Annotated in this window: 11 protein-coding genes; 8 read left to right on the top strand and 3 right to left on the bottom strand. The window is 70.2% G+C overall.

Translation table 11 applies throughout. The annotated features are described in order from the left end of the window. The first annotated feature begins 1 nt into the window (after position 1). Positions 2 to 1,348: a type II CAAX endopeptidase family protein gene (locus tag ML539_RS15540; protein WP_279341623.1), complete on the top strand. Its 1,347-nt coding sequence runs from the start codon at positions 2 to 4 to the stop codon at positions 1,346 to 1,348. Positions 1,349 to 1,388: 40 nt separating this feature from the next. On the opposite strand, the gene ML539_RS10770 is transcribed toward ML539_RS15540, so the two are convergent. Continuing rightward, a complete protein-coding gene (locus tag ML539_RS10770) occupies positions 1,389 to 2,609 on the bottom strand; it encodes a serine/threonine-protein kinase (RefSeq protein WP_243323753.1) in 1,221 nt (406 codons plus the stop codon). A gap of 75 nt (positions 2,610 to 2,684) precedes the next feature. Between ML539_RS10770 and efp the strand changes: the two genes are divergently transcribed. Genes efp through ML539_RS10750 form a run of 4 tightly spaced genes read left to right on the top strand, consistent with a single transcriptional unit; the run spans position 2,685 to position 6,222 of the window. Further along, positions 2,685 to 3,260: an elongation factor P gene (efp, locus tag ML539_RS10765; protein WP_243323751.1), complete on the top strand. Its 576-nt coding sequence runs from the start codon at positions 2,685 to 2,687 to the stop codon at positions 3,258 to 3,260. Beyond that, positions 3,257 to 4,393 carry a ribosome small subunit-dependent GTPase A gene (rsgA, locus tag ML539_RS10760; protein WP_243323745.1) on the top strand — a complete coding sequence of 379 codons (1,137 nt, stop codon included), beginning with the start codon at positions 3,257 to 3,259 and terminating at the stop codon, positions 4,391 to 4,393. The genes efp and rsgA overlap by 4 nt, the downstream gene beginning before the upstream one ends. Before the next feature lie 10 nt (positions 4,394 to 4,403). Then, complete coding sequence (locus tag ML539_RS10755; protein WP_243323742.1) at positions 4,404 to 5,408, top strand: lysophospholipid acyltransferase family protein; 1,005 nt, start codon at positions 4,404 to 4,406, stop codon at positions 5,406 to 5,408. A gap of 55 nt (positions 5,409 to 5,463) precedes the next feature. Continuing rightward, positions 5,464 to 6,222, top strand: a complete 759-nt coding sequence (locus ML539_RS10750; RefSeq protein ID WP_243323741.1) for a hypothetical protein — start codon at positions 5,464 to 5,466, stop codon at positions 6,220 to 6,222. Positions 6,223 to 6,246: 24 nt separating this feature from the next. On the opposite strand, the gene ML539_RS10745 is transcribed toward ML539_RS10750, so the two are convergent. Together ML539_RS10745 and ML539_RS10740 are read right to left on the bottom strand one after the other, a co-directional pair. Beyond that, complete coding sequence (locus ML539_RS10745; RefSeq protein WP_243323739.1) at positions 6,247 to 7,023, bottom strand: YiiX/YebB-like N1pC/P60 family cysteine hydrolase; 777 nt, start codon at positions 7,021 to 7,023, stop codon at positions 6,247 to 6,249. 18 nt (positions 7,024 to 7,041) lie between these two features. Continuing rightward, the gene (locus ML539_RS10740; protein WP_243323737.1) at positions 7,042 to 8,490 is read right to left on the bottom strand and encodes a 2Fe-2S iron-sulfur cluster-binding protein; all 1,449 of its coding nucleotides are present in this window, start codon (positions 8,488 to 8,490) and stop codon (positions 7,042 to 7,044) included. A 282-nt stretch (positions 8,491 to 8,772) separates the two neighbouring features. On the opposite strand from ML539_RS10740, the gene purH reads away from it, so the two are divergent. The 3 genes from purH to ML539_RS10725 all read left to right on the top strand — a co-directional run bounded on the left by purH (position 8,773) and on the right by ML539_RS10725 (position 15,442). Further along, positions 8,773 to 10,317 (top strand): bifunctional phosphoribosylaminoimidazolecarboxamide formyltransferase/IMP cyclohydrolase, encoded by a 1,545-nt coding sequence (gene purH / locus ML539_RS10735; protein WP_243323729.1) that lies wholly within the window; start codon positions 8,773 to 8,775, stop codon positions 10,315 to 10,317. Positions 10,318 to 10,429: 112 nt separating this feature from the next. Further along, positions 10,430 to 13,051, top strand: a complete 2,622-nt coding sequence (gene alaS, locus ML539_RS10730; protein ID WP_243323728.1) for an alanine--tRNA ligase — start codon at positions 10,430 to 10,432, stop codon at positions 13,049 to 13,051. Positions 13,052 to 13,123: 72 nt separating this feature from the next. Next, positions 13,124 to 15,442, top strand: coding sequence for an ATP-binding protein (locus ML539_RS10725; RefSeq protein WP_243323726.1), 2,319 nt, complete (start codon positions 13,124 to 13,126; stop codon positions 15,440 to 15,442).

The raw sequence follows: 15,442 nt of genomic DNA, 5'->3' as shown, positions 1-15,442 counted from the left end.
CATGGATTCCACCCCTCCAAGCCCCTGGCACCCGGACCGCCGCTGGGCCGATCCCCTCATCGCCTTCCTGGCCCTCCTCGCCCTGATGGCCGCGGGTCTCACCCTTCGCGTCCGCCAAGAGGGGAACCACCGCCCCTCGGGCCGGACCACCCTCCAGGGGCAGATTCTCGAAGCCGGCCTGGCCGGATCCCACCTGCTGCGGGGCACCCCCATCCCGCCCCAGGAATGGGCCAAGGCGCGAGGCGGACTTTCGGATCCGTGGGACCGGTCCCTGCTCGCGGTGCTCATGGCGGAACTGGGCGACCCCGCCGGGGCGAAGGAGCTCGTCCAGACCAGCCTCCCCGCCGGCGCCGCGGGAGCGCGCTTCCGGCGGACCTTCGAGGCCGCCTACGAAGGCGCCCCCGTCCCGGACGCCGCGACGCGCGCGGAGATCCAGCGGCGGCTGGGGAACGGCTACACGGCCCGCCTGCTGGAGGCCCGGCTCCGGGACCGGGAAGGGGGACCAGGCGCCGGCGAGCTCCTGCGCGCCCAGGCCCGCGGCCTGCTGATCACCCGCCTCGCGGCCCTGGGGGGCCTCGGGCTGCTGGTGACGACCCTCGCCGCGGGGGGCCTCGCGGTGGGCATCTACCTCTGGGCCACGCGCCGGCAGCCGCCTGGCCGGCCCCTGCCCGCCTGGGGCCTGTCGGGACGGGCGGCGGCCTTGGTCTTCCTGGGCTGGTTCATGGCCTTCTTCGCGGCGGGCAACCTGGCTGGGCTGCTCCTCGCGCCCTGGCCCTCCCTGCGCTGGGCGGTCGTGCCCCTGGGCACCCTTCTCCATGCGGGGGTGGGCCTGCGGTTGCTGGGCTGGGCGGAAGGCCTCTCCTTCTCCGGACTGTGGCGACGGATGGGGCCGAGTCCGACCCGCCGCGACCTGGCCTGGGCCGTGGCCTTCCTCGCCCTGGCCGTGTTCCTGGTGCTGGCGGTGGCCATGGCCACGAGCGTGGTGCTGAAGCCGGAGCAGAACCCCCAGCGGGACCTGCAGGAGCTGCTCCGGGGTCTGACGGGCTGGGGCCCCACCCTGGTCATGTTCCTCGTGGTGGGGGGCGTGGCCCCCGTCTTCGAGGAGTTCCTCTTCCGCGGGTTCCTGTTTCCCGTGCTGGCGCGGGGGGGCCGCGTCACCCTCGCCCTGGTCGCCTCGGCCCTGCTCTTCGGGGCCATCCACCTCCAGCCCGCGGGCCTGCCCATCCTCAGCACCCTGGGCCTGGTGCTCGCCCTGGCCGTGCGGCGCGCCGGCAGCCTCTGGCCCGCCATCCTCGTCCATGCCTGCTGGAACGGATCGCTCTTCCTGCTGATGCGGGCCTTCTCCTGAGGCCGCCCAGCTGTTCCTGACGCCGTCAGGGGCCGTCCCCTCAGAACTGGAGCCGCGACAGGGCCGGCGCCAGCCACCAGAAGAGCTGGAGGACGATGAAGGCCAGGACGATCCACTTCAGGACCTGGCCCCAGTTGGTGCCCGGACCTTCGGAACCGGCCTGGCGGCCGGCGCGCTTCCGGGTGGAGAGGTAGGATTCCACCGGGTCTTCGGCCAGGGCGATCTTGAGGGGCGCCGTGCCCCGGGCGCGGGACTCGTGGGATCCGGATTCCGCCGACGGCGAGGCCTCGACCTGCCGGAACCGCGCCGTGGAGACGCTTCCGGTGCCGTCCTCATCCTGCCCAAGGAACGTGAACAGGCGGGCCCGCATGCTGACGGGGCCGGGCAAGGCGTCGATCAGCTCTTCCATGAACTCGGGCAGCGTGGTGTAGCGGTCGTCCGGATCCGCCGCCAGGGCCCGCCGGAACACGGCGGCCATGCGGGGAGACACATCCGCCGGGATGGCCACGGGCTCCTGGAGGATGTGGAGGATGATCTCGGCGAGGCCGCTCCCCGGGTGCGGCAGCTTGCCGGTGAGGAGCTCGAAGGCCGTGGCGGCGAAGCTGTAGCGGTCCGAGGCCGGCGTGCCCTCGCTGCCCCGGAGCACTTCCGGAGGCGCGTAGGCCGGGGAGCCCAGGAAGTCGCCGGAGGAGGTCAACCGCAGCGCCAGCGTCTGGGCCAGCGCGGCGCCATCCCCCTCCATGAGGGGCATGTCCAGGGACTGGTCGGAACCCGGGCCCAGGTGGCCCAGGGTGCGCGCGATGCCGAAGTCCATGAGCTTGGCCCGGCCCTCTTCGCTCAGCAGGATGTTGTCCGGCTTCACGTCGCGGTGCACGATAGCGCGGCGATGCGCGGCCCGCAGGGCGCGGGCGGTCTGGATCAGGACGCGGGCGCTGGTTTCCGTGTCCAGGTCCCTGTCCTTGATGTGGCGGCCGAGGCTCTTCCCTTCCACGTATTCCATGGCGAGGAAGGGCCCCAGGTCCTCCTCCACGCCGACGTCGAAGACCGTCACCAGGTTCGGATGGTTCAGCTGGGCGCTGATCTCCGCCTCGCGCCGGAAGCGCAGGGTGGCCTGGTGCCGCGCGGCGCCCGCGACCCGCACCACCTTGATGGCCACGCGCCGCTTGAGCAGCGGATCCTCCGCCAGATAGACAGTCCCCATGCCGCCCTGTCCGAGGGGCCGCAGGACCTGGTACCTGCCGATGGTTCTTGGATCTGCCATGGAACTGAAATTCTAACCACGAGACCCCTCTCCGAAGCCGGGCTAGAATGGAGGATTCGACAATCTGGAGTGCCCATGGCCGCCCTTCTCGAAGCCATCGAAATCAAGCGCAAGATGTTCTTCGAACTCGAAGACACGCCCTACCATTGCCTGGATGTGGAAATTTCGACCCCCACGGCCCGGGGCGGCCAGACGCTGGTGCGCATCAAGATGCGAAATCTCCTCACCCGCGCCGTCTTCGACAAGACCTTCAAGGCCGGGGACAAGTTCAAGGAGCCGGATCTGGTCCTCACGCCCGCCAGCTACCTCTACAGCGACGGTGAAGGCTCCCACTTCATGGACCAGGAGACCTACGAGACCCACACCCTGGGCGCCTCCCTCATGGGCGACGCCCTCGACTACCTCACCGAAGGTCTCATCGTCCAGATCCAGAAGTTCAACGGCAACCCCATCGGCCTGCAGATGCCCGGCCAGGTGGAATTGTCCGTCACCTACACGGAGCCCGGCGCCCGCGGCGACACGGCCAGCGGCAACGTCACCAAGCCCGCCAAGCTGGAGACCGGCATCGAGATCAAGGTGCCCCTCTTCATCAAGGAGGGCGAGAAGGTGAAGGTGAGCACCGAGACCGGCGAGTTCGCAGGCAGGGCATGACCCGCAAGTTCCGCCTCGGCCAGAGCCGCGAGGCCCAGGACCTGGACCACCGGGAGGCCTATTCCCGCGAGCGGGCGGCGGACAGCAAGCGGCGACAGCGCCACGCGGAGCGCCTGGAGACCGGCATCGAGGCGCACGACCCCGAGGCCCTGCTGCGCCTTCCGGATCCCGCGCCCTGGATGCATCTGCCCGAGGCCACGCTCATCCAGCGCCACAGCCAATGGGTGGACCTTGAGCTGGCGGATCGCACCGTGATGCGGGCCACCCTGAGCGGCAAGCTCAAGGGCGTACGCCTGGTCTGCGGGGACCGTGTCCGCTACTCGGCCGTCCCCGTCGAGCTCGATGACCCCAGGGCCCCCGCCTCCCCATCCGTCCGAGGCGACGGGGGCTCCCCCGAAGCCCAGGTGGTGGCGGTGATGCCTCGCAAGAGCCTGCTCAAGCGGGGCGGCATCGACGATCGCGAGCCCTGGCAGCTCATCTGCGCCAATGCCGACGAGCTCTGGATCTGCGCCGCGGTGGTGGATCCGCCCCTGCGCCCCGGCCTCCTGGAGCGGGCCCAGGTGCTGGCCCTGGACGCGGGCCTCGCCTTCCGCGTCATCGTCACCAAGCGGGACCGGGCCTCGAAGAAGGACACCCTGCCCGAGCTGGATCCGCTGCGCGGCCAGCGGGTCTCCATTCATGAGACGTCCGCCCTCAGGGGCGAAGGCCTGGAGTCCCTACGCGACCTCCTGCAGGGCAAGGTGGTGGTGCTGCTGGGCCACAGCGGCGTGGGCAAGAGCACCCTCGTGAACGCCCTGCACCCGCAGGCGGCCCTGAAGATCGGCGGCCTCACGAAGTTCGGCACCGGCAAGCAGACCACCACGGCCGCCCGCTGGCTGGCCCTGGAGGGGGGCACCCTGGTGGACACTCCGGGCATCCGCACCCTGAGCGTGCGCGGCTTCGACCGGGCCCTGCTCGCGGAGGTGTTCCCCGAGTTCCCCGCCGAGGTGCTGGAGGATCCCTGCGCCTTCGACGCCGAGGACGACGCGACGCTGGACCGCCTCGACCTCGAGTACCCCGAGCGCCTCCAGAGCCTCCAGCGCCTGTGGCTGGAGATGGAGGACCGCAACCCCAACCAGAACGTGTGGCGTTAGGAGGCCGGGGATGCAGGACCGGATGCAGTCCGACTCCAGGCTCCTGGGCCTCGTCTACAGTGCGGTCTTCGGCTCGCTGTTCCCCCTGTTCCACTTCGCGGCCCGGTCCTTTGCCCGGCGCGAGCGGGGCCACGAGATCGCCGACCAGATCGCCCACGCCTTCCTGACGCTGCGCCCCAAGTACCTGGAGGCCATCCTGGGCAACACCGCCCGGACGCTGGGGCTGCGCCCCACCCACCCGGAGGTGGACCGGATCGCCCGGGACATGGTGCGCCAGCATGCCCGCGCCTGGGTGGACTTCTTCTACTACGGCCAGCGCGCCCCGGAGGAGGCCCTGGCCCAGTTCACCTCCCTGGAGGGCCTGGAGCACCTGGACGCGGCCATGGCCGAAGGGCGGGGCGTCATCCTCCTCACGGCCCACGCGGGGAACTACGAGCTGGGCGGGCTGCTGCTGCGGGCCCGGAACCTGAAGATCCACACGGTCTACAAGCCCGACCGCTTCGAGGCGGTGGAGCGGTTGCGGGAGCAGATGCGCGCCCAGGGCGGCGTGGTGGGCGTCCCCGTGGATGGCATCGGCTTCTCGACCCTGCCCCTGGTCAGGCTGCTGCGGGAAGGCGCCTTGGTGGGCATGCAGGGCGACCGGGACTTCAGCCTGAACGGACTGCCCATCCCCTTCTTCGGCCGGGAGGCGCCCTTCCCCCGCGGCCCCTGGGAGCTGGCGGCCATGACCGGGGCGCCCATCGTGACCTCCTTCTTCTACACGGACGAGGCACGGCGCTTCCATGCCCGGTTCGGCGAGCCCATCCGGGTCCTGGGCCGCAGGGGTGAGCGTCAGGCCGCCATCGAAGCGGGAATGCGAACCTATGTCTCCACCCTGGAACAGTTGATCCGCGAGCATCCCAGCCAGTGGTACTGCTTCTATCCCTTCTGGGACGACCCGATCCGGGCCTCCGGCCCCAGGGGCTCGGGGCAAGCCACCTCTGCGGAGCCTTTGTCGACGGTCATAGGTGTTTGACCGTAAGCTTCAAGGTCCCGTGGCCTCTTCCCGGTTCCTACAAGGAGTCCCATCCATGCGCAGCGCCCTTCCCGTCCTGCTCATCGCCGCGGCCATCATCGGCTGCAATTCCAACAAGTCCCAGGCTCCCGTGGTCGCCGCCCCCATCCAGGGCCAGACCGCCGCGCCCGGTGCCGCACCGGCCGCCGCGCCTTCCGCGGGCCTGTCCGTCACCGGAAAGCTCCTGGAGCGCATCGCCGCCTCGCCCTACTCCTACCTGCGCATCCAGACCGCCCAGGGCGAAGTCTGGGCCGCCGTGCCGGAGACCAAGGTCGAGAAGGGTGCCGAGGTCACGGTGACCGGCGCCATGATCATGCGGGACTTCGAATCCAAGACGCTGAAGCGGACCTTCGCCCAGATCTATTTCGGCACCCTGGCCGGCAGCGGCCCGGCCGGGGCTCCCGCTGGCGACCCGCATGCCTCTGCTGGCCAGGCGGCGGCCGTTGAGGTGGGCAAGGTCGAGAAGGCCTCGGGGGCGGATGCCCGCACCGTCGCCGAAGTCTGGGCCCAGAAGAGCGCCCTCAAGGGGAAGACCGTCACCGTGCGGGGCAAGGTCGTGAAGTACAACGCCGGCATCATGGGCAAGAACTGGCTGCACCTGCAGGATGGCAGTGGTGACGCGAAGGCCGGCAGCAACGACATCACCGTCACCAGCAACGACCCGGCCGCCAAGGGCGACACGGTCACCGTCACCGGCGTGGTGCGCACCGACAAGGACTTCGGCTCCGGCTATTCCTACGTGGTCCTCATCGAGGATGCCAAGGTGCGGAAGTAGGCCTCAGTCCTCAGGATTCAGGCTTCAATTTTCGGCAAGCGGGCGCCCCCAGGCGCCCGCTTTTTCGGGTGGGGCCAGGTTGACCTTCAGCACCTCGAAGTTGGCGCTCAGGTCGAAATCCCGGGGCATGATGTAGCTCGGGTGCCGCGCGATCACCTGGTGCGAATGGGAGGCGGACGCGTCGCCGACCAGGGGTTGCACGGGGAAGCCCACCCGGTAGAAGGCCTTGGCGATGAGGGCGGAGCAGATCACTTCGCGGCTGCTGGAGCTGCCCAGGTACAGGGGGCGCCGCCGCCAGCGGGCCGGCAGCAGGTGGACGGGGGTGAGGTAGCGTCCCAGGTCGAAGATGTTGCGCCGGTCGTAGCGCAGGCCCAGGTGCCGGAGCATCTCGGCCACCACCTGCTCCAGGTCCCCGGGCGAGAGCCCCTGGGGGCGGCAGACCCTCAGGTTGTGGTCCGCATACCAGGCTACGGGGAACACCCGCACCCCTTCGGCCATGTCGCTCTCCAGGACCAGGTGGGCAGCCTCGGCCCCGAAGCGATCCAGCGCCGACTCGGCATGGGGACCGCCCCTGCGCAGCAGGGCATCGCCGATGTACATGGCGGCGTGGCTCCATGAACTCTGGCTGAGGCTCATGATCATGCGGCTGATGCGGGACTTGCCCTCCACCAGCACCACGTCGCCGGGGCGGAGCCCGGCCCGGAGCCGCTCCACATCGTTGGGCACCCGCCGCTGGTAGCTGGGCAGCTCCGCCGTGAGGTAGCGGACGAGGCCCCTGGTCAGCGCGTCATGGAGGAACATGGTTCCTCCTTTCCTCCGCTAGACGGCGGCGGGAACGGCGGCCAGCTCCTTCACCCAGGCCGGCAGGGTGCGGACGCCCTTGGGCGCCTGCAGGGCCTTCTGGTAGCGGCGGAGCTCGCCCTCGTGGTTGACGATAAAATCGCTCTCTTCGGCGTAGCTGGTGATGGGCAGCCAGGCGGTGGCGGCGCGGCCCAGGTCCGAGGCCTCCACTTCGAAGGCCAGGCTGAACGCCGCGGCCTTGAGGATCTGGCCCAGCAGCTCGGCCTCCTTGGCGCTGGTGAAGTCGGCGTCGTGCAGGAGGACGACAGCCTTGACCTCGCCTTTCTGGACCTTGGCCTGCAGCTCTTCCAGCGCGCCGAAGCGGTAGCCACGCTCCGTGAAGCCCCGGCGGTTCAGGATGCCGTCCTCGCTGGTCTGGTACTTGGGCAGCACGGCGGGAATGGTCTTGTCGCCGCTGCCGTAGCGCAGGCCTTCGGAGGCCGCCAGATCGCCCAGGCGCTGGGCAGTGTCGCAGCCGAAGGTGCCCTGGCCGATGACCGCCACGGGACCCGCGGCCTGGAGGGCCTCGCGGATGGCGTCGAGCGAGGCCGGCGCGCCCTTCAGCAGCGGCGTGGGAGCCCCGTCCTGCCGGTTGTAGTGCACGTAGGCGTAGCGCTCCGCGTCACTGATGAAGTGCGTGGTCTCCTTGCCCTCCAGGGGCCGGGGCCGGAAGCGGTGGATCTGGTTGCCTTCGTGGTCGATCCAGATGGGGCTGCCCAGCGCCGAGTGGCGGCTGATGGAGGGCGTGTTCTTGAGGTACCAGACGCGCTTGCGGAAGCGGAAGTCGCGGCTTGTGAGGGCGCCCACGGGGCAGAGGTCCACCACGTTGCCCGCATACGGATTCTGGTCGAGGGACTTGCCCGTGTAGGTGGTGACTTCCAGGCGGGAGCCGCGCTGGGCCACCGTGAGCTCGTAGCCGCCGCTGATCTCCTTGGTGAAGCGCACGCAGCGGGTGCAGTGGATGCAGCGGTTCTTGTCGATGACGATCTTGGCGCCCAGGTCCTCGTAGCGGTAGCGCCGCTTCACCTCGGCCATGCGGGAGTCGCCGCTGCCGTAGTGGTACGAGTAGTCCTGGAGCTTGCACTCGCCCGCCTGGTCGCAGATGGGGCAGTCCAGCGGGTGGTTCATCAGCAGGAATTCCATCACGCCGGCCCGGGCATCGGCCACGGCGGGCGTGTTGGTGAACACCTCCATCACCACGGCCTCGGGGTTGTCCTTGGGCGCGGGCGGCACGGTGGTGGTGCAGCTCGTGGCGAGCTTGGGCTGGCCCTTGATCTCCACCAGGCACATGCGGCAGGTGGCCACGGGCGTGAGCGCCGGGTGGTAGCAGTAGTGGGGGATGTCGATGCCCACGGTGCGGCAGGCATCCAGCACCAGGGTGCCGGGGTTCACGCTCAGTTCAACGTCGTTGATCTTGATCGTCGGCATGGGCCCACTCCAGGCCTTCCAGGATGGGGCTTGGGGCGCTGGAGGTAAAGGTGGACGCCCCAGCCCCTTCCGGCGGCCCAGGTCCTTCCGGGTGCCCGAAAGTCCAGGAAATCCGCCAGATCCGGCCGGCAGCGGCCCCCTGTGGCGGGAGTCACATTCGGGACGGGCGCCTGCTGCCGGCGCCCTGGAAGCCGGTGGGGCAGGACCTCAAGGCCACCGGGGACATCCAGCCCTTCCGGATGGGGCCACGGCATGAAAAAATCAAGGGTTCAGGGGGCGGACATGCCTACGGCATTGATCTCGGTGTACGACAAGACGGGGCTGCTGCCCCTGGCCAAGGGACTGTTGGCGCAGGGCTGGCGCATCCTGGCCACCGGAGGGACCCTCCGCGCCCTGCAGGAGGCCAAGCTGGAGGCCCAGGAGGTGGCCGCCTACACCGGCGCCCCGGAGTGCTTCGACGGCCGGGTGAAGACCCTGCACCCCCGCATTCACGGGGGCCTGCTCTACCGTCGCGACCTGCCGGAGCACGTGGCGGACGCCAAGGCCCAAGGCATCGATCCCATCGACCTGGTGGTGATCAACCTCTACCCCTTCGAGGCCACCATTGCCCGCGAGGGCGTCACGCCGGCCGAGGCCATCGAGCAGATCGACATCGGCGGCCCCAGCATGATCCGCAGCGCCTCCAAGAACCACGCCTCCGTCACCGTGCTCACCAGCCCCGACCAGTACGAGCCGTTCCTCGCGAAGCTCAAGGGCGGCGCCTGGGGGCTGGAGGACCGCCGCCGCTGCGCCCTGGAGGCCTTTCGTCGCACCGCCGCCTACGATGCCGCCATCGCCGGCTGGATGGAGCGGGAGCTGGCCCACGGCAAGGCTGCGGAACTTCCCCACCACCTCTGCCTGAACCTGGTGCAGAAGCAGGGCCTCCGCTACGGCGAGAATCCGCACCAGCCCGCGGCCTTCTACGTGGAGCCCGGCCGCAAGGTGGAGGGCATGGCCGCCTGCCACCAGCACCAGGGCAAGGAGCTCAGCTTCAACAACCTGCTGGACGCCGACGCCTGCGCCAAGCTGGTCTGGCAGTTCCCGGCCCCGGCCTGCGTCATCGTCAAGCACAACAACCCCTGCGGCGTGGGACAGGGGCCCCATGCGCTGGAAGCCTTCATGCGCGCCCAGGCCGGCGACCCCGTCAGCGCCTTCGGCGGCATCGTGGCCTTCAACCGGCCCGTGGGCGTCGAGGTGGCCCGCGTCATGGCCCAGACCTTCTGGGAGGTGATCCTCGCCCCGGCCTTCACCGGCGAGGCCCTGGAGGTCTTCGCGGCCAAGAAGCAGCTCCGCATCCTGCAGACCCCCGACCACTGGCCCCAGGCCGCCGAGGGCCTGGACACCCGCTCCATCGGCGGCGGCTACCTGGTCCAGCACGCGGACGACGGCTTCGTGCCCTTCGAGGACTGGGAGGTCAAGGCCAGCGGGTCCGGCACCAAACCCCGGGCCGAGGACCTCATGCTGGCCCAGCGCGTGGCCAAGGCCGTGAAGTCCAACGCCATCGTGCTGGTGAAGGACGGCGCCACCGTGGGCATCGGCGCGGGCCAGATGAGCCGCGTGGATTCCGTGGAGATCGCCTGCCGCAAGGCCGGCACCAAGTCCCGCGGATCCGTGCTTGGCAGCGACGCCTTCTTCCCCTTCGCCGACGGCCTCGAGCTGGCGGCCAGCCACGGCGTCACAGCCTTCGTGGAGCCCGGCGGCAGCCTGCGCGACAACGAAGTCATCGCCGCCGCCCAGAAGCTCGGCGTGTGGCTCTTCTTCACGGGCATGCGGCACTTCAGGCATTGAGGTTGTCCGGGGGTTCCGCGCTGCGCGCACACCCCCGGAGCCCCCACGCGCGACACGGGCAAAGCCCGTTCCGCGCTTTTTCTTTCCGATCGTCCGATATCCTGGATCACCTATGAAAACCTCCGAGCTCCGCCAGCGATTCCTGCAGTACTTCGAGCGCCAGGGGCACCGTCGGGTGGCCTCCAGCGCGGTCATCGGACCGGCGGACGATCCCACGGTGATGTGGACGAACTCGGGCATGATCCAGTTCAAGGACGTGTTCCTGGGCAAGGAGAAGCGGGACTACACCCGCGCCACCACCAGCCAGAAGTGCCTGCGGGCCGGCGGCAAGCACAACGACCTGGACCAGGTGGGCTTCACGGCCCGCCACCACACCTTCTTCGAGATGCTGGGCAACTTCAGCTTCGGAGACTACTTCAAGGCCGATGCCATCCGATACGCCTGGGAGTTCGTGACGGGCCCCGTGGCGAAGGGCAACCTCGGCCTGGACCCCTCGAAGCTCTGGATCACCGTCTTCGAGGGCGCCGACGGCGTGCCCGCGGACACGGAGGCAGAGGAGCTCTGGAAGGCCGCGGGCGTGCCCCCCGACCGCATCATGCGCTTCGGCAAGAAGGACAACTTCTGGCAGATGGGCGACACCGGCCCCTGCGGCCCCTGCTCCGAGATGCACTACGACCGCGGCGCCCACATTCCCGGCGATGCCACGCCCAACGGCGAGGGCGACCGGGTCATGGAGATCTGGAACCTGGTCTTCATGCAGTACGAGCGCGACGCCCAGGGCGTGCTCGCCCCGCTTCCCCGGCCCAGCATCGACACGGGCATGGGCCTGGAGCGCACCGCCAGCATCCTCCAGGGCGTGGACACCAACTACGAGATCGACCTGTTCGAGCCCATCTTCGAGGCCATCTGGAAGGTGGCGAAGGTCAAGGCCGACGAGCGCCGGGAGCATGCGAACCGAACCGCCTCCCAGGTCATCGCCGACCACATCCGCGCCGCCACCTTCATGTGCTACGACGGCGTGGTGCCCAGCAACGAGGGCCGCGGCTACGTGCTGCGCAAGATCGTGCGCCGGGCCCTCCGCTTCGGCCGCAAGCTGGGCATCGAAGGGCTCTTCTTCGCGGACCTGGCGCCCGCCGTGGCCCAGGCCATGGGTGACCAGTACCCCGAGCTGCTGGGCGAGCTGCCGCGCATCCAGAAGTCCCTGCGCCACGAGGAGCGGCAGTTCAGCCAGACCCTCTCCACCGGCCTGAAGATCCTGGAATCCAGCGCCATCGCGGACGGCGCCCTGGCGGGCTCCGACATCTTCCGCCTCTACGACACCTACGGCTTCCCTGTGGACCTGGTGGAGGACTGGTGCCGGGAGCGGGGCATCCGCGCCGATCTCGACGGCTTCCAGCAGGAGCTGAGCGCCCAGCGCCACCGGGCCCGGGCCGCCATGAAGTCCCACGACCTGCGCCTGGCCGGCGACCTGGCCGTGCTGGCCGACCTGCCGCCCACCACGTTCACGGGCTACGAGCACCTGGAGGGCCAGGCCCATGTGGTGGCGCTCTTCGATGCCGCCAACCGGCGCGTGAAGCAGCTCACGGGCGCCGGCTCCGTGCTGCTGGACCACACCCCCTTCTACGCCCAGTCCGGCGGGCAGGTGGGCGACACGGGCCAGCTCCGCTTCGAGGGCGGGCTCGCCGAGGTGCTGGACTGCACGGCCCCGGCCCAGAAGCGCCACCTCCACAAGGTCGAGGTGACCGGCACCCTGCTGGAGAACATGGCCGTCATCGCCCACGTGCACCCCATCCGCCGCCGCCGGGTCCGGGCCCACCACACGGCCACCCACCTGCTGCATGCCGCCCTGCGGGAGGTGCTCGGCACCCATGTGAAGCAGGCCGGCAGCGTGGTGGACGAGCATCGCCTGCGCTTCGACTTCACCCACTTCGCCCCCCTGGACGCCGAACAGATCGCCGAGATCGAGCGGCTGGCCACTCGCGAAGCCCTGAAGGCCCTGCCCACCGCCATCCAGGAGATGGACATCGACGCGGCGCTCGCCTCCGGGGCCATGGCCCTCTTCGGCGAGAAGTACGGGGACGTGGTCCGCGTGGTGCAGGTCCCCGGCTTCTCCACCGAACTCTGCGGCGGCACCCACGTGGGGAACACCGGCGAGATCGGCGTAGTGAAGATCCTCTCGGAAGGCGCCGTCAGCGCCGGTGTGCGCCGCATCGAGGCCGTGGCCGGCGAGCTGGCCCTGGAGCTGCTGCAGGCCGACGAAGCCATGATCCACGGGCTCTCCCGCCAGGCGAACGCGGCCCGCGAGGTCCTGCCGGACCTGCTCACGGTCAAGGATCAGCGCATCACCCAGCTTGAGCGCGACCTCAAGGAGGCCAAGCTCAAGGCCGCCAGCGGCGGCGGCAGCGCCGAGCAGGCCGAGCAGGTGAAGGGCGCCACCCTGGTCACGGCCGCGGTGGAAGGGCTCGAGGGCAACGCCCTGCGCGAGTTCATGGACCAGGTCCGCACGCGCCACCCCAGCGCGGTCATCGCGCTGGCCTCACGGACCGCCGAGGACAAGGTGGCCGCCCTGGTCTCCGTGTCCCCGGACCTGCCCTACGACGCGGGCGCCCTCTTCAAGACCATGCTGCCGGCCCTGAACGGCCGGGGCGGCGGGAAGAAGGACCTGGCCCAGGGCGGCGGATCCAACCCGGCCGGGTTGCCCGAGGCCTTCGCGGCCCTTCGCTCGGCGCTCTGATCCGGCCAAGGGTTACCTTTCGCCCTGCAGGTCCGACAAGATGGAGGTAGCACTCCCGGAGGCGTCCCACCCATGCTTCCCATCCGTCGCCTGCTGTTGCGGGATCACCTGATCCTCATGACGGGTCTGTTCACGCTGCTCCTGGGCCTGGCCTGGTGGGGCCAGCAGCGGGCGCTGGAGCGGCAGGCGGGCGCGCGGGCCAAGACGGCGCTGCGCCACCTCGACGAACTGCTCCGGATCGATCTCCAGTCCTCCCAGTCCCTGGGTCAGGTGGTCCATGACTGGTGGACGGACGGGACCCTGGATCCGGCCCAGCCCGAGCAGGCCGCCCGGATGATCCTGCCGGCGCTGATGGCCCAGCACAGCATCACCAGCCTCAACCTGGCCGCCTCGGATGGGCGATCCCTGCTCTTCCTGAGAATCGGCCAGGTCTGGTCCCTCCGGGAGCTGGAGAATGCGGGGCCCGGGGCCCGGATCCGCTGGCGGCGCCTCGATCTGGCCGGACCCGCGGCGCCGGGACCCTGGACCCCCATGTCCTACGATCCCCGCACCCGGCCCTGGTACGCCGCCGGAGCGGCGGCCTCCTCCCCTGCCTGGACCGAACCCTACACCTTCTACACCACCCAGGATCCGGGCATCACGTACACCCTGCCCCTCCGGGGCGAGGCCGGCCTCCGGGGCGTGGTGGCCCTCGACTTCCTGCTGGACGACCTCACCCGCCGCGTCTGGTCCGCCCAGCCCACGCCCCGCAGCCAGTCCCTCGTGGTGGACGCCCGGGGACGGGCCCTGATCCTTCCGCGGGACGCGGCCTATGAATCCCCCGAAAACCGCCGCCAGGCCTTCCTCAAGCCCCCGGAAGCCCGCTTCCTGAATCCGGGGATCCGCCTGGAGGACGACGCGAAGGATGGGGCGCCCCGCCGCATCCGCCTGGGGGGCCGGACGGCCATGGGGCTGTCCCGCTCCTTCGAGGGCCTCCCGGGCCTCCACTGGTCGCTGATGCTGGCCATCCCCGAGGATGACCTGCTGGGCCCGCTGGGATTCCGGGTGGCGGGCCTGTTCGGTCTGGTCGTCATCGGCCTCGCCCTGGCCGCCTGGCGCATCCATCACATCGCCCGCCGGGTGGCCGAACCCATCACCGCCCTCGGGACCATGGCGGAAACCCTGGGGCAGGGCGGACCTGCCCCCACCATCCACTCGGACATCCAGGAGATCCGCAGCCTGGAACACGCCCTCCTCCGGGCGGACGAGAGCCTCGCGGACCGCGCCCGCCTGCAGAGCCAGCTGGAGCACAGCCAGCGCATGGAGACCGTGGGCACCCTGGCCGGGGGCATTGCCCACGACGTCAACAACCAGCTGGCCGCGATCCTGGGCCAGCTCCACCTGAGCCGGGAGCTGCTGCCCGAGGGGCATCCGGTGATCAACCGGATCCTCCGCGCCGAGGAGGCCACGAAGCGCTGCGCCCAGACCACCAAGGCCCTGCTGTCCTTCAGCCACCAGTCGCGGCCGGAGCTGAAGCCCCTCGACCTCAACGCGCTCATCGGCGATACGGCGGCCCTCTTGGAGCGCCTGCTGGGGGGCCTGATCCGGCTGCACCTGGCCCTCGACCCGGACCTTCCCCGGGTGGAAGGCGACTCGGTGCAGCTGGAGCAGGTGCTCATGAACCTGGTGGTGAATGCGCGGGATGCCATGCCGGCGGGGGGCAGCCTCACCCTCCGGACCTTCCTGGACGAGGAAGGGCAGGTCTGCATGGAGGTCCAGGACACGGGCACGGGCATTCCCGACCATCTCCTGCCGCACATCTTCGAACCCTTCGTCACCACGAAGGATTCGACCAAGGGCACCGGCCTGGGACTGGCCATGGTCTTCGGCATCGTGAGGGCCCACCGGGGACAGGTCTGGGCGGAGAATGCCCCGGGCGGCGGGGCCTGTTTCCGCATGTGCCTCCCGCCGGTCCCCACGGACGCGCCACAGGAGGCCCCGGCTCCGACCGATCCCGCCGCAGATCCGGGAACCTTGGCCGGACGGCGGATCCTGGTGGCCGAAGATGAGACCCTCCTGCGCGACATGCTGGCGGACGCCCTGACCCTGGCCCGGGCGCAGGTCACGGCAACTCCGGACGGGAGCGTGGCCTGGCAGGCCTGGCAGACGGGCCGCTACGACCTGGTGCTGAGCGACCACCGCATGCCCGACTGCACGGGGCTGGAGCTACTGGAGCGGATCCGGGCCACGGGCTCGACGGTACCCTTCATCCTGGTGAGCGGCCAGGGGCTGGAGGGCATGGAGGCGAAGCTGGCCAGGGTGCCCCGGGTGCGGCTCCTGCCCAAGCCCTTCGAGCTGCCGCGCCTGCTGGGCCTGATGGCGGAGATGCTGGGGGCCTCTGGAGCCCGCTAG

Source organism: Geothrix sp. SG200, assembly GCF_022808935.1.
GTDB lineage: Bacteria > Acidobacteriota > Holophagae > Holophagales > Holophagaceae > Geothrix > Geothrix alkalitolerans.
Note: the sequence above shows the minus strand (reverse complement) of the source record. Positions and strands in the feature narration are given on the sequence as shown.